The organism is Pseudomonas sp. RA_15y_Pfl2_54, assembly GCF_963971015.1.
GTDB lineage: Bacteria > Pseudomonadota > Gammaproteobacteria > Pseudomonadales > Pseudomonadaceae > Aquipseudomonas > Aquipseudomonas baetica_A.
Window position 1 is genome coordinate 1 of sequence record NZ_CAXAPN010000008.1, and the last position, 14,603, is coordinate 14,603.

Here is a 14,603-nt window from a genome sequence, read left to right on the forward strand (position 1 = left end):
GCCGGCCGCTCGACACTCGGCAACGGAAACCGTGTACGGCGGTTTTCGTGGTCAATCCAGACCACCTCGTCAGCGTCGAACGCCAGCCGATGCGCCAGCGAATGGCTCCAGCCAAACCCCAGACCGATATCGATTTCGGCGGCACTGGTGCGGTACAACCGGGTGAACTCGAACGCCAGCAAGCCATCGAGGGTGCCATCGGTGAGGGTCAGCAGTTCTTCGCCGGTGACCATCGACACCGGACAGCCGTTGGTGCAGGTCGACGGCACGCAATCGGCGCTGTCACCGTTGGGGTTTTTTGCCTGATTAGGGGCGTCGTCGTGATGTTCGTCTTTCTTCAACAAGGCGTTGCGCCTGGCATTCCAGCGCAGTTGCATCCGGCCTTTTTTCACCCCGGCGGCGATACCGCGCGCGGCGACGGTTTTGTATTGATCAACGTACTTGATGAAGCCGTTGACGATGCCAAACAACGCCTTCACCAATCGCTTCACTGTCGACAGCAACTGAACCGCGCGATCCGCCAGACGCAGCGTCAGATACGCGATCCCTGCGCCACCGCTGGCGAAAGTCAACACAACGCTGATCAGCACATCGATCAGCAACTGCACGATCATCATCGACGCCGCTTCCGCGGTTTTGCCGGCGAGTTCACTGGGCGGCAGCATTTCCAGCCAAAGACTCGCGGTGCGCAGCAGCAAGCACAGCGCCGCCTCGTCACTGACCAGCAATTGAAGCTGTGCCATGACTTTGGGAGCCGTTGCAGCCAGATTGATCAGATCAGTCGCACCATTGCCTAACCGCCCCACAAAGGCGCCCGGATCCTGAAGGATCTCCGACAGCAATCCGATGCTGTCCCACACACCCTCGATCGCCGCCCAGCTCCCGGCCAACATGCCGTTGCCTGCCGCCGTCGCCACCGACTGCGACCACTGCGGCTTGAAACCCTGCCACTCGCTGCGCAGCCAGCCATCCAGCTCGCCAGTCAAACCGTCATAGGACTTGAACAGCGCCTCGACCTGCTCCGGGGTGACTTCGCTGTGTACATGCACGCGATAGAACTTGCCCGGCGTTCCCTTGAATTTGCCTTTACCTTCGGCATCCAGGGTGATGGGCGTCGTTTCACCACCGTCCATGGCCATCACATCGACCACAATGTTGCCCAGCGGGATGTCGTACACCGACTCGAACTTGCTCTCGATCAGCATCAGCCCGCCCTTCGGGCACTGGACGACGCCGGAGAAAAACTCGTTGTCGCTGCTGCTGACGGCAGTACTGCGGTCGCCGAAGCGGATGAACCGCTCCATACCCATCAGGGACGGCAGATCCATGGCATCGCTGACGGTGTCGGCCGCACGGCTGGCCCAGTGCTTGAGCTGCTCGCGATAAAGACTGAGGGTGTCGGGAAAGCGGTCGAGTGCTTGCTCGATACGGGTGATGGCTTCCATCAACGCACGCTTGAGTGCGAGATAAACTGAATGACCGGGTCGAACATGGGCGTTCCCTCGCGCAGAAATTAGGCGCGAGGACTTTGCGGGGGATCACTCAAGAAATAAGTCAGGCGAGTAGGCAATTGCTGTAGGAGAAGTCTGCAACAAAGCTTTTGATGCCAAGCCAATAAGCGAAAACGCAAACGGGGCGTGAGTTTTCCTCACGCCCCGTTTATAGATCAGACACAAATGGATTTACTGCGTTGAATCCCTAGCACCCAGCTCTTTCAATTTCAGCTCGGCCAATGGATGCCCGGCCTTGGCGGCCATACCCCACCAGCGTGCGGCTTCAGCAGGATCCGGGGCTTTGCTCGCGGTACCCGCGAAACTGATGACGCCGACTTGGTAGGCCGCTTTGCCATCGCCCGCCAAAGCCGCCAGACGCAGTAAGCGCACGCCCTCTTCACGCGCTCCCAGCCCTACGCCGCGAAAGGTCAGGATGTGTCCGTAGAAGCTTTGCGCACCGACATCGCCAAGGTTGGCCATGCGCGCAAACTGGCCTTCAAGCCAGCGCCAGCCACGCGGCTGGCGAACAAACCACGACCAGTGAAACAGCCTACGCGCCAACCAGTAATTTGCCTGCGCCTTGAGTCGTAAAAACACTCAAGCCTCCGCCGATTCCGGGTACTCGTATTCGAACACCCTGACCACTTCCGACGCATGCCAAGACGCTGCAGCGACGCCATCGGATGGCCCGGAAAAGCGCCCCAGACGCTCGACACATTCAAAAAACCCGGTACGCGGCAAACGACTGGCGCCTTGGCTGATGACGAGCGAACTGCGCAGCGGTTGTTCGGCCTTGGCATCCAGTGCCGCGAGATGTTCAAGTGCGGCGGTCAAGGTTTGCATCGCCGGCGTCGGCAATTGCAAACGTTCGAGCAAAGCCCGATAAGTCAGAAGATGGCGCTGTCGGCGCGCCTGATCAAGTTCCCCCAGCAATCCGTCCCAATGTTGACGACTGATGCGTACACTCACGATTCATCCCTCCACCCGGGCACCGTCAGTTCCCAAGCCAAGCTGCGGCGAATCGCGGCGTCGGGCTGACGCTCACCACTTTCAATCATGGCCAGGTAAGACGGGCTGATGCCTACCGTGCGGGCCAACGCCTCAATGGCGATGCCCTTCCCTTCGCGCAAACTGCGTAATTGATCCAGACCTGGAAGCATCGGGTCTGGCGATGCCGCGAGCGGTGCTTGAGCCTGCCGCGACGGTGCTTCGTTGATGCCTGCTGCTTTCAGTAGAGCCTGATACTGAGCCCATGGCAGAACCGCATATTCGGGTTCACCATCGCGTGCAATTATCTGAATATCCATGACTACCCCGTAGGACAACAACACTTAGCGAGTCGGCACTTTTCCCTAGAAGTGTAATCCTAACAGCGGCTAAGGTCGCGGGGGGGATCTATCTGAACGTGGCCTTCTTGAATCAGGGCTTTTTCGGGCCCTGAAGTTGAAGTTGCTCGGGGGTATCGGGCAGACGCTCGACCACCGCGAGTTTTTCCGGTTGCTGGCGCTTGCGCCAGAAGCGGAAAGCCGTCAGTTCATCGTCGAGGGTTTTCATCAGCCAGGCGAGGACGGCGATGTCGTCGAGCATACCAAATACCGGGATGAAATCCGGTATCGCATCGACCGGACTGAGGAAATACATCAACCCCGCCACTACCGAAATCAACGCTTTCGGGCTGATCGCGCGGTACTCACCGCGCCAATAGGCCAGGCACAATGCCTGGAGCAAACGCAGATCGTCCTTGAGTTTGCCGAGCCGATCACCTTGCGCGGCGCCTTTGCTGGCGACGGCAAACAATAAGGTCGGCAGGCGACCGCGAGCCAGCAGGCGGCCGGCCAAGGGCAGGAATCGAGCGAAATTCCACGGAGCTTTCATCTATTCCTCCCGTTGAAATGTTATCCACACAAATTGTGGATAACCTTGTGAACAGAGCTGCATTTGCGCGCTGAGAGCCCCGTTTTATAAGGGCCGCGCTCAGATCGGGCGTTTTTTACTCACATAAAAAACCCCAATATTTCATTGACTTGGCAGCTCAGGGCGTCTAATGCGGGCAGCCTCAAAGCTATGACTGTCGTGACCGGCATCGGTTCGCTCTGTTTACCCTCGCCATCCTCCAGATGCAACAACGCCCCGCATAAGCGAGGCGTTGTTGTTGAAACCGATGCTGATTACTTTGCAGCAGCAGCGTCTTCTTTGGCTGGATCCTTGATGGCCAGCAGCTCCAGGTCGAACACCAGAACCGAATTGGCCGGGATTGCCGGGCTTGGCGACTGTGCGCCATAAGCCAGATCGCTAGGGATGTACAGTTTGTACTTCTCGCCAACGTGCATCAGTTGCAGACCTTCAACCCAACCCGGAATCACGCCGCTCACCGGCAGATCAATCGGGCTACCGCGCTCGACGGAGCTGTCGAATACGGTGCCGTTGGTCAGCTTGCCGGTGTAGTGAACAGTCACGACGTCGGTAGGCTTAGGCTGTGGGCCGTCGGCTTTCTTGACGACTTCGTACTGCAGACCGGAAGCAGTGGTGGTCACGCCGGCCTTCTTGCCGTTTTCCTCGAGGAATTTCTTGCCGGCGGCTGCCGACTCTTCGCTCATCTTGGCCATACGTTCTTCAGCACGCTTTTGCAGCGCGGCGAAGGCTTCGACCAGTTCCTCATCTTTCAGCTTCTGTTCTTTCTTGCCGACGGCATCTTCGATGCCCTGGGCTACGGCTTTGGAGTCCAGATCATCCATACCTTCCTGAGCAAGGCTCTTGCCCATGTTCAGGCCGATACCGTAGGAAGCTTTTTGCGCCGGGGTTTTCAGCTCTACGCTGGTCTGCGAATCACAACCCGCGAGGACCAGGCTAACCAGGGCTACCGCCGCCGCCAACCGATGCTGTTTCATGCTATTTCCTTGTTCATGCGCCGAAAGGGCAATCGAGTAAAGCCGCGAGCTTATCAGGCCGCCACGACCAATGGCTACCGGCATGAGAGCAGGAATCTTGCGATAAGTTCAGGGACTAAAACGCATTTGGCCAAAGGCACGATGAAGCTTCTGTCATCTATTCCTGACAAGGACCGACTCCCCTCCCCCAACATCTGGCGTAATGGCCACTTGCCGCACAGGACCAAGCTCAGGCATAACAGCGCAACAACTCGACAAGGATGTTTATCTTGCGCCTCTTATTCCGTGTGCTGACCCTGATCGTCGTACTGCTGGGACTCGTCCTCGCGTTGGTTTTGTACTTCGTCGCCAATCCGAAATTGCCCTTCTATACCCCCGTCCAACAGGTGCACTACCTGAGTCAGTGGACTGAGCAAGAGCGGCAAATCTACTATTTCACACCCCAGGGCACCCAAGTCAAAGGGCTGCGCTATGAGTGGTTCCAGGCCTTGGAATTACCCTTCTCTGAGCAACGCTTCGCCTCCCCAGAGTACCTCGCTCGCTTCGGCTTTCTGATCGATCCGCAGCAAAAAGCCACGCCGACAAACCCCGGCAATCTGCCAGTAGGCTTTGCCCGACACCAAAATCCCGGCAGCTCCGAGCACTACCTGGACATCACTTGCGCGGCTTGCCACACCGGTGAATTGCGCTTCAAGGGTCAGGCCGTGCGCATCGACGGTGGCGCGGCGCAGCATGTTTTGCCTTCCAGCGTTCCTACACTCCGTGGCGGCAGTTTCGGACAAGCACTAGTGGCAAGCCTGACCTCGACTTACTACAACCCCTGGAAATTCGAGCGTTTCGCACGACAGGTGTTGGGTAATGATTACGACACGCGCCATGAACAACTGCGCAAGGACTTCCAAACCTCACTGAATACCTTCCTGAGAGTCGCCTGGAACGACACCCATCGCGGCCTCTACCCGACTGAAGAAGGTCCGGGACGCGCCGATGCATTCGGGCGCATCGCCAACGCTACGTTCGGTGATGCGATATCCCCTGCCAACTACCGCGTGGCCAACGCCCCGGTGGACTACCCGCAGTTGTGGGACATGTGGACCTTCGATTGGGTGCAATGGAACGGTTCGGCGCAGCAGCCGATGGCGCGCAACATCGGTGAGGCGCTGGGTGTCGGCGCTACCCTGAATTTCTTCGATGACAACGGCCAGCCACTGCAAGGCGATGCGCGTTATGCCTCAAGCGTTCGTGTGCGCGATCTGCACAAGATAGAAGAAACCTTGCAAAAGCTTCAGCCACCCGCCTGGCCGGAGGGGTTATTCGGCGCCATCGACAAGCCCCTGGCCGCCAAAGGACGCGCGCTATTCAGCGAAAACTGCGCCGGGTGTCACGTTCCACGCACGACTCAGGAAGGCGAACGCTGGGTGCAGCATTTGCACATGTTGCCCGTGGACGTCATCGGCACCGATCCAAACGCCGCCAACAACATCGCCAGCCATCGCTTCGATCTGACGGCCCTGCAATGGGACCCCAAAGAACTGGAGAGCATGGATGTAAAACTTCATCCGACACCGAAGGAACCGCTGGATCTGAGCCAGTTATCCGTGGCCAAGGGCCTGGCTTACGTCACCGCATTCGTCGAGAACCGGGCCTATCGCGAGGCCGGGGTCACGCCGCAGGAGAAGCCACAACTCGACGGTTTCGGCCTGCCGATCGGTGTTCGTGAAAAAGTCGCCTACAAAGCGCGACCACTGGCGGGTGTCTGGGCTACTGCGCCGTTTCTGCACAACGGCTCAGTGCCGAGCATTTATCAATTGCTGTCACCGCAAGATGAACGCGCTGCCACCTTCTATAAAGGCACCTTCGAGTACGACCCACGACATCTGGGCTATCGCACCGAAGCCTTCACCAACGGTTTTCTGTTCGACACAAGAATCAGCGGCAACCATAACAGCGGCCATGAATTTCGCGCCGGCGTACGTGGTAACGGCGTCATCGGCCGACTGTTGCAGCCCGAAGAGCGCTGGGCGCTGCTCGAATACCTGAAAGTCCTTGGCGGCCCATTGGAGGCGCAATTGCCATGATCCTGTCGACGCACAAGAAAGAATTATCGATGTTGGCGCGAATCTGGTTGTGGCTGGGACGTCTACTGGGCAAAACCTTGCTGATCATGCTTGTGATCGGCCTGCTCGGCTGGGCGGTCTCCGCGGCCTGGTTTGCCTGGCAGCATCGCGGCCCGGTTTCGGCGCTGGAGCAGGTTCCACCCGGTGAAGCGGGCATGACTCAGGAGGTGATACAGACCGCTGTGCGTATCGTCGATCAACACCGCGAAGGCACGCGGTACCTGCGTGACGCGCATGCCAAGGCGCACGGTTGCGTGAAGGCTGAAGTGCAAGTGTTGGCGGATCTACCGCCGGCGCTGCGTCAAGGCGTGCTCAGTGAGCCGGGTAAAACCTGGCCGGCGATGATTCGATTATCGAATGGCAACGCCTACCCGCAGTTCGACAGTATGCGTGACGCACGGGGCATGGCGATCAAATTGCACGATGTGCCGGGCAAACAGTTGCTGGAGAACCGCCAAGGACAACACGAACAGGACTTCGTGATGTTCAGCCATCCGAACTTCTTTGTCAGTGATGTCGCCGAGTACCGTCAGAATGTGGCGGCTCAGGCTGACGGCAAAAAGATCACGGCGTTTTTTCCGGGATGGGATCCGCGCACTTGGCAAATCCGCCATTTGTTCATCGCACTGGCCACACTGTCGCCGCCGCCGGACAGTCCGTCGGACACGACCTACTTTTCAGTATCACCCTACAAATTTGGCGAGGCCAATGCGAAGTTCCGGGTAGCGCCCGCCCCGGACCATTGCCCCGCCTACACGCTGCCCAAGCAGAACCACGACTTGCCAAATTTCTTGCGCAGTGCGTTGAATCAGCAATTGTCGACGGATCGTGTGCCTGCGTGTTTCGTCTTGCAGATCCAGCGCCAGGATGCGAACCATTACATGCCGATCGAGGACACCAGCATCGAATGGCGCGAGCAGGATTCACCGTTCGAAACCGTAGCGCGGATAACCTTGCCGCCGCAGGACTTCGACACACCGGCGCTGAATCTGGCCTGCGACAACTTATCGTTCAACCCGTGGTTTGGCATTGAAGCGCATCGGCCCATTGGCGGGATCAATCGTCTGCGTAAAGCCGTCTATGAAGCTGTGAGTGACTATCGACATAGCCAGAATGCTGCACCGTAGACGTGCCCCTCATTTCAAGTCGGGCCGCTAAACAGCAAACGCCAGACAGCAAAAAACCCGCACTAGGCGGGCTTCTTGTGGTGATCTGGCGTTCAGTGTTCCAGATTACCGAATATGGCGCAGCGGACGGGACTCGAACCCGCGACCCCCGGCGTGACAGGCCGGTATTCTAACCGACTGAACTACCGCTGCGCGAAACGCTTGAAACGAATGGTGGGTGATGACGGGATCGAACCGCCGACATTCTGCTTGTAAGGCAGACGCTCTCCCAGCTGAGCTAATCACCCTTCGCTTCGTTACGGGGCGCATTATGCCACAAGTTTTCGTAATGTGTTGATTTAATTGAAGTTTTTTCAAAAAAATCCGAAAACCGGTGAAACGACACAAACCCGATGGAACAAGGTACAAACTTGAGACAGAAAAAAACCCGCTTTAGCGGGTTCTTCCGTGGTGACCTGGCGTTCAGTGGTCCAGGTTACCGAATATGGCGCAGCGGACGGGACTCGAACCCGCGACCCCCGGCGTGACAGGCCGGTATTCTAACCGACTGAACTACCGCTGCGCTAAACACTTGAAACGAATGGTGGGTGATGACGGGATCGAACCGCCGACATTCTGCTTGTAAGGCAGACGCTCTCCCAGCTGAGCTAATCACCCTTCGCTTCGGTGTGGCGCGCATTCTACGGAGCGACCCCACCTCTGGCAAGCACTTTTTTAAATAATTTTCTCAGGCCTTCCAAAGGCTTAGAGAAGGGTTGGCCTATGCCACGGCGAAGACAATAATGCCCCCCTTTGTATAAAGGAGAGACTCACCCCATGTGGTTCAAAAACCTGCTTATCTATCGCCTGACCCAAGACCTGCCTGTCGATGCCGAGGCGCTGGAAACTGCACTGGCCACCAAACTGGCGCGTCCATGTGCAAGCCAGGAGTTGACCACCTACGGTTTCGTCGCGCCATTCGGTAAAGGCGAAGATGCTCCACTGGTGCACGTCAGCGGTGATTTTCTGCTGATCGCTGCCCGTAAAGAAGAACGCATTCTGCCTGGCAGCGTCGTGCGTGACGCGGTCAAGGAAAAGGTCGAAGAGATCGAAGCCGAGCAGATGCGCAAGGTCTATAAGAAGGAACGCGATCAGATCAAGGATGAAATCATCCAGGCCTTCCTGCCGCGTGCCTTCATCCGTCGCTCGTCGACCTTTGCGGCCATTGCGCCGAAAACGGGTCTGATCCTGGTCAACTCGGCCAGCCCGAAACGTGCCGAAGACCTGCTCTCCACCCTGCGTGAAGTGATCGGCACCCTGCCCGTCCGTCCGCTGACCGTGAAGATGGCACCGACCGCTGTGATGACCGATTGGGTCACCACGCAAAAAGCCGCCGACGATTTCTATGTGCTGGACGAGTGCGAACTGCGCGACACCCACGAAGACGGCGGTATCGTGCGCTGCAAGCGCCAGGACCTGACCAGCGAAGAAATCCAGTTGCACCTGAGCACCGGCAAAGTCGTCACTCAGTTGTCGCTGGCCTGGCAGGACAAGTTGTCGTTCATGCTCGACGACAAAATGACCGTCAAGCGCCTGAAGTTCGAAGACCTGTTGCAGGATCAGGCGGAACAGGACGGCGGCGACGAAGCTCTAGGCCAACTGGACGCCAGCTTCACCCTGATGATGCTGACGTTCGGCGACTTCCTGCCGGCGCTGGTTGAAGCGTTGGGGGGTGAAGAGACTCCGCAGGGGATCTAAAGACCAACGGAGTTCAAACTGTGGGAGCGGGCTTGCTCGCGAAAGCGGTGTGTCATTCAAATAAATATTGGCTGACCCAACGCCTTCGCGAGCAAGCCCGCTCCCACAATTGGTTTTGTGGTGTGACTAATAATAAGGATCGGGCCATGCGCGCACTGGCTGCACTCAGCCGCTTTGTCGGCAACACCTTCGCTTACTGGGTTCTGATTTTCGCCGTCGCGGCATTCCTGCAACCGGCATGGTTCCTTGGCCTCAAAGGCGCCATCGTGCCGTTGCTCGGACTGGTGATGTTCGGCATGGGCCTGACCCTCAAACTCGACGACTTCGCCGCCGTTGCCCGCCACCCATGGCGTGTGGCGCTGGGCGTGGTCGCGCATTTCGTGATCATGCCGGGCGTGGCGTGGTTGTTGTGCCAAGCGTTTCACCTACCGCCAGAAATTGCTGTCGGTGTGATTCTGGTTGGCTGCTGCCCCAGCGGCACCTCCTCCAACGTGATGACCTGGCTGGCCCGCGGCGACTTGGCGCTGTCGGTGGCCATCGCCGCCGTCACCACCCTCCTCGCCCCGCTGCTGACCCCGGCACTGATCTGGCTGCTGGCCTCGGCGTGGTTGCCGGTGTCGTTCATGGAGCTGTTCTGGTCGATCCTGCAAGTGGTGCTGCTGCCGATCATCCTCGGCGTCGTTGCTCAACGTTTGCTCGGCGATAAGGTTCGCCACGCGGTCAATGTATTGCCTCTGGTGTCGGTGGTCAGCATCGTGATCATCGTCACCGCTGTGGTGGCGGCCAGTCAGGCGAAGATTGCCGAATCCGGCCTGCTGATCATGGCCGTGGTGATGCTGCACAACAGCTTCGGCTACTTGCTGGGTTACTTCACCGGGCGCCTGTTCAAGTTGCCGTTGGCCCAGCGCAAATCGCTGGCACTGGAAGTCGGGATGCAGAACTCCGGTTTGGGCGCCGCGCTGGCCAGCGCACATTTCTCGCCATTGGCGGCAGTGCCGAGCGCACTGTTCAGCGTTTGGCACAACATTTCCGGGGCACTGCTTTCGACATACTTCCGGCGAATGAGTGAGAAAGAAGATCGTCAAATGCTGTCACGACAAACAGCGGACTGATTTCAAAACTTGATCCCGGGGTTAATGCTCGTCAGACTATTTCGCAACGCGGGGACGACCCTGCGGCTCGATCGAGTCATTAATCCGGGGACGACCCCATCAATCGATGGAGGTCTTTCATGTCCTGGATCATTCTGTTTTGCGCCGGCCTGTTCGAAGTCGGCTGGGCCGTCGGCCTGAAATACACTGACGGCTTCACCCGCCCGCTCCCCACCGTACTGACCGTTGCGGCCATGGCCATCAGCCTTGGCCTGCTGGGCCTTGCGATGAAGGAGTTGCCGCTGGGCACCGCTTATGCGATCTGGACCGGCGTTGGCGCCGTGGGCACGGTGATTGCCGGGATCATTTTGTTTGGCGAGTCGATGGCGCTGATTCGGTTGGCCAGTGTGGCATTGATCATTACCGGATTGATTGGCCTCAAGGTCAGCGCTTAGGCCACTACCGCTTTCGCGAGCAAGCCCGCTCCCATATTCAGCCGCGTTCTGCCAGAGGAATACGGTCAACTGAGGGAGCGGGCTTGCTCGCGAAGGGGCCCTTGAATTCAGCGACTATCTGATTGTCCCGCGCAACGCCCCCACCAACTCCTGCAATTTCGCCGGCTGCGCGGCTTCCACAGCCACCGCCGGTCCGGCCACCAACGTCACCCGCGACCACAACCGGCGGAACACGCCCTTGTTCGGATCGCGGCTGAAGAAACTCCCCCACAACCCCTGCAATGCCAGCGGAATCACTGGCACCGGTGTTTCCTCCAGAATCCGCGTCAACCCGCCCTTGAACTCGTTGATCTCGCCATCGGCCGTCAACTTGCCTTCCGGAAAGATACACACCAGCTCACCATCCTTCAGATACTGGGCTATTCGGCTGAAGGCCTTTTCGTAGATCTGAATGTCTTCGTTGCGTCCGGCAATCGGAATTGTCCCCGCCGTGCGAAAGATAAAGTTCAGCACCGGCAAGTTGTAGATCTTGTAGTACATGACAAAGCGAATCGGCCGACGCACCGCGCCACCAATCAGCAAGGCGTCGACAAACGAAACGTGGTTGCACACCAGCAGCGCCGCGCCCTCATCCGGGATCGCTTCCAGATGGCGATGCTCGACGCGGTACATGGAATGGCTGAGCAGCCAGATCATGAAGCGCATGCTGAACTCGGGAACGATCTTGAAGATGTAGGCGTTGACGCCGATATTCAGCAGCGACACCACCAGGAACAGTTGCGGTATCGACAGTTTGACCACGCTCAACAACACGATCGAGACAATCGCCGAGACCACCATAAACAGTGCGTTGAGAATGTTGTTGGCCGCGATCACCCGCGCCCGCTCGTTCTCGGCGGTGCGCGACTGAATCAGTGCGTACAGCGGCACGATGTAGAAACCACCGAAAACGCCAAGGCCGAGAATGTCGATCAACACTGCCCAGGTGTGTGCGAAGCCGAGCACTTCGGTCCAGCTATGGCCGGTGACGCTCTGTGGAATTCCGCCGGAATGCCACCACAGCAGCAGGCCAAACACAGTCAGGCCGAACGAGCCAAACGGTACCAGACCAATCTCGACCTTACGCCCGGAAAGCTTTTCACAAAGCATCGAGCCGAGAGCGATACCGACCGAGAACACCGTAAGAATCAGCGTAACCACGGTCTCATCGCCGTGCATCCACTCCTTGGCGTAGGCCGGGATTTGCGTCAGGTAAATCGCCCCGACGAACCAGAACCACGAGTTGCCGACAATCGAACGCGACACCGCTGGCGTCTGACCCAAACCCAGTTTCAAGGTCGCCCAGGACTGGCTGAAGATGTTCCAGTTCAAGCGCATTTGCGGCGATGCAGCCGCCGCACGGGGAATGCTGCGGCTGGCCAGATAGCCCAGCACCGCGATGCCAACGATGGCGATCGACACCAGTGGCGCGTAATGCGTGGAAGACATGATGACCCCGGCACCGATAGTGCCGGCGAGGATGGCCAGGAACGTGCCCATCTCCACCAGCCCGTTGCCACCCACCAGTTCATCCTCATGCAACGCCTGCGGCAGGATCGAATACTTCACCGGCCCGAACAACGCCGAATGCGTGCCCATGGCGAACAGCGCGACCAGCATCAGTGACAGGTGATCGAAGAGGAAGCCGACCGATCCCACCGCCATGATGGCGATTTCCGCCAGTTTGATCAGACGGATCAGCGCGTCCTTGGCGAACTTCTCACCGAACTGTCCGGCCAGCGCCGAGAACAGGAAGAACGGCAGGATAAACAGCAGCGCGCACAGGTTGACCCAGATGGAGCGGTCACCTTCGATGGTCAGCCGATAAAGAATGGCGAGGATCAACGACTGCTTGAACACGTTGTCGTTGAACGCACCGAGCGACTGCGTGATGAAAAACGGCAAGAAGCGCCGGGTGCGCAGCAGGTTGAACTGTGAGGGGTGGCTCATCTTCCGTGTGTACCTGTTTTTGTAGAGGGAGGCCTGGATACTGTTTATTGGAATCTCGAACCGCGATCCAGGCCACACCTTACCTAAACTTTTCAGGTTATTTCTTCAAACCTGCAATGCACGGCGAGACAAACAGCTCGCCGCGCCAGGCGCCTTGCAGGGTTCGCTTGCCGACAATCAGCCACATCACCGCCAGCAAAGTAACCAACACCGTGCCGAAAATACTGAAAAATGTCAGGTTGAGCGTGCTCGCCAGGTTCAAGGTTGCCAGCGAATACACGCCCAACGGGAAGGTGAATCCCCACCAGCCGAGGTTGAACGGGATGCCGTCACGCAGATAGCGAACGGTGATCAGCAACGCCATCAACATCCACCACAAGCCAAAGCCCCACAAAGTGATCCCCGCCACCAGCCCCAGGCCCGCAGCGATTTCACCGATGCCTGACAGACCGTTGGCCGCGAAGATCGCCGGCGCATCAGCGCCCAGCAGCAACATGCCCAACGCCCCGGTGCCGATAGGCCCGAGTGCCAGCCAGCTCGACGCTGCCATGTTTTCGTGAGGCAGTTTGTGCAGGGCCATACGCAGCAGCAGGATGGTCAGAATGCTGAACGCTACCGGTAGGGAAAATGCCCAAAGCACGTAACTTGTGGTCAACACCACCAGTTGCGAGTGGGCATCGGTCAGGTGCGGGGCGAGCAAACCACCGCTGGCCGCCGCGACTTCCGCAGCCACGACGGGCAACAGCCAAACGGCGGTCATCTGATCAATGCTGTGTTCCTGGCGCGTGAACATCATGTACGGGATCAACACGCCGCAGGCCAGCGACATCGCCACATCAACCCACCACAGCACTTCAGCTAGCTGAATCACCCCATCGCCCCAGCGCGGCAGACCGAACACCAGGAAGCCGTTGATGATCGTCGCCAGCCCCATGGGAATGGTGCCGAAGAACATCGACACGGTGGAATGGCCGAAAATCCGCCGTGCCTCGTCGAAAAACAGCATCCAGCGGGCGGCGTAAGCAGCGGTAAACAATGCGAACAACAGGATGTTGAACAACCACAACCCTTCGGCCACAGCGTGCATCCCGGGAAGGGTCAACGGCAATTGCGCCAGCGCCAACGCCAGCACGCCGGTGCCCATGGTCGCGGCGAACCAGTTCGGGGTGAATTGACGGATCACTTCACGCGGATGCTGAAGTTGATTGAACGGCTTGATGCCGAGTTTGGCGCTGTTGGGGCAAGTCATCGTGAACTCCTGTCCTCGGGTGAGGTTGAGTCCATGGTAGAACCGAATCGAATATCTATATAACGGGTAATATCTCTAACTGTTATCTATTTTACAAATAAGCAGTCAAACGCTACCTTCGCTCTCGATCACCAGAATCCGCGCCGCGCCTTGCGGATGGGCGACATGTTCGGTGCCAACCGAGGCGTAGAAGATGTCGCCAACGTTGAGTTGCACCTGTTTTTCTTCGCCCTGCTCGCGATAGTGCATCTCCACTTGCCCATCGAGCACCACGAACACTTCCTCACCATCGTTGACGTGCCATTTATAGGGCTGATCGGTCCAGTGCAGGCGTGTGGTGATGCCGTTCATGTTGGCGATGTCCAGCGCCCCCCAGGCTCGGTCGGCGGTGAAGGTTTTGCTGCGAATAATCTTCATGAGTCGATCCGTGAGAAGAATGGCCGGGCAAGGCTAACCG

14 protein-coding genes and 4 tRNA genes are annotated in these 14,603 nt (G+C 58.3%); 5 read left to right on the forward strand and 13 right to left on the reverse strand.

The window, feature by feature from the left end; genetic code table 11:
- The 6 genes from AACY50_RS07770 to AACY50_RS07795 all read right to left on the reverse strand — a co-directional run.
- Positions 1-1,445: DUF6531 domain-containing protein (locus AACY50_RS07770; protein WP_339538418.1), on the reverse strand; the 1,445-nt coding region annotated here is incomplete at its 3' end.
- A 237-nt stretch (positions 1,446-1,682) separates the two neighbouring features.
- Positions 1,683-2,090, reverse strand: coding sequence for a sel1 repeat family protein (locus AACY50_RS07775; protein WP_339538419.1), 408 nt, complete (start codon positions 2,088-2,090; stop codon positions 1,683-1,685).
- A complete protein-coding gene (locus AACY50_RS07780; RefSeq protein ID WP_003223109.1) occupies positions 2,091-2,462 on the reverse strand; it encodes a hypothetical protein in 372 nt (123 codons plus the stop codon).
- Positions 2,459-2,800, reverse strand: a complete 342-nt coding sequence (locus tag AACY50_RS07785) for a helix-turn-helix domain-containing protein (RefSeq protein ID WP_339433674.1) — start codon at positions 2,798-2,800, stop codon at positions 2,459-2,461. The genes AACY50_RS07780 and AACY50_RS07785 overlap by 4 nt, the downstream gene beginning before the upstream one ends.
- Positions 2,801-2,912: 112 nt before the next feature.
- The gene (locus AACY50_RS07790; protein WP_339433675.1) at positions 2,913-3,368 is read right to left on the reverse strand and encodes a YkvA family protein; all 456 of its coding nucleotides are present in this window, start codon (positions 3,366-3,368) and stop codon (positions 2,913-2,915) included.
- A 293-nt stretch (positions 3,369-3,661) separates the two neighbouring features.
- Positions 3,662-4,381 (reverse strand): FKBP-type peptidyl-prolyl cis-trans isomerase, encoded by a 720-nt coding sequence (locus AACY50_RS07795; protein ID WP_103306955.1) that lies wholly within the window; start codon positions 4,379-4,381, stop codon positions 3,662-3,664.
- A gap of 269 nt (positions 4,382-4,650) precedes the next feature.
- On the opposite strand from AACY50_RS07795, the gene AACY50_RS07800 reads away from it, so the two are divergent.
- Together AACY50_RS07800 and AACY50_RS07805 are read left to right on the forward strand one after the other, a co-directional pair.
- On the forward strand, positions 4,651-6,459 hold the full coding sequence (locus tag AACY50_RS07800; RefSeq protein ID WP_339538420.1) for a di-heme-cytochrome C peroxidase: 1,809 nt from the start codon (positions 4,651-4,653) through the stop codon (positions 6,457-6,459).
- Between the two features lie 29 nt (positions 6,460-6,488).
- Complete coding sequence (locus tag AACY50_RS07805) at positions 6,489-7,625, forward strand: catalase family protein (RefSeq protein WP_339538448.1); 1,137 nt, start codon at positions 6,489-6,491, stop codon at positions 7,623-7,625.
- Positions 7,626-7,740: 115 nt separating this feature from the next.
- Here the strand turns inward: AACY50_RS07805 and AACY50_RS07810 are convergent.
- From AACY50_RS07810 to AACY50_RS07825, 4 genes are all read right to left on the reverse strand, one after another.
- Positions 7,741-7,817: transfer RNA gene (locus tag AACY50_RS07810), tRNA-Asp, on the reverse strand.
- A gap of 19 nt (positions 7,818-7,836) precedes the next feature.
- Positions 7,837-7,912: transfer RNA gene (locus AACY50_RS07815), tRNA-Val, on the reverse strand.
- Positions 7,913-8,110: 198 nt separating this feature from the next.
- Positions 8,111-8,187 (reverse strand) — tRNA-Asp (locus AACY50_RS07820).
- A 19-nt stretch (positions 8,188-8,206) separates the two neighbouring features.
- Positions 8,207-8,282, reverse strand: a tRNA-Val gene (locus AACY50_RS07825).
- A gap of 159 nt (positions 8,283-8,441) precedes the next feature.
- Here AACY50_RS07825 and rdgC point away from each other — a divergent pair.
- The 3 genes from rdgC (at position 8,442) to sugE (ending at position 10,908) form a co-directional block, all read left to right on the forward strand.
- Entirely contained in the window at positions 8,442-9,362 is a 921-nt protein-coding gene (gene rdgC, locus AACY50_RS07830; RefSeq protein ID WP_339433677.1) for a recombination-associated protein RdgC, read from the forward strand.
- A gap of 146 nt (positions 9,363-9,508) precedes the next feature.
- Positions 9,509-10,474, forward strand: coding sequence for a bile acid:sodium symporter family protein (locus tag AACY50_RS07835; RefSeq protein WP_339433678.1), 966 nt, complete (start codon positions 9,509-9,511; stop codon positions 10,472-10,474).
- Positions 10,475-10,593: 119 nt separating this feature from the next.
- A complete protein-coding gene (sugE, locus tag AACY50_RS07840; protein WP_126361504.1) occupies positions 10,594-10,908 on the forward strand; it encodes a quaternary ammonium compound efflux SMR transporter SugE in 315 nt (104 codons plus the stop codon).
- 114 nt (positions 10,909-11,022) lie between these two features.
- Here the strand turns inward: sugE and AACY50_RS07845 are convergent, their stop codons facing one another.
- The 3 genes from AACY50_RS07845 to AACY50_RS07855 all read right to left on the reverse strand — a co-directional run bounded on the left by AACY50_RS07845 (position 11,023) and on the right by AACY50_RS07855 (position 14,563).
- Positions 11,023-12,897: an MFS transporter gene (locus AACY50_RS07845; RefSeq protein WP_339433679.1), complete on the reverse strand. Its 1,875-nt coding sequence runs from the start codon at positions 12,895-12,897 to the stop codon at positions 11,023-11,025.
- A gap of 97 nt (positions 12,898-12,994) precedes the next feature.
- Entirely contained in the window at positions 12,995-14,146 is a 1,152-nt protein-coding gene (locus AACY50_RS07850) for a TDT family transporter (protein WP_339538421.1), read from the reverse strand.
- Between the two features lie 105 nt (positions 14,147-14,251).
- On the reverse strand, positions 14,252-14,563 hold the full coding sequence (locus tag AACY50_RS07855; protein WP_339538422.1) for a cupin domain-containing protein: 312 nt from the start codon (positions 14,561-14,563) through the stop codon (positions 14,252-14,254).
- Positions 14,564-14,603: the final 40 nt, after the last annotated feature.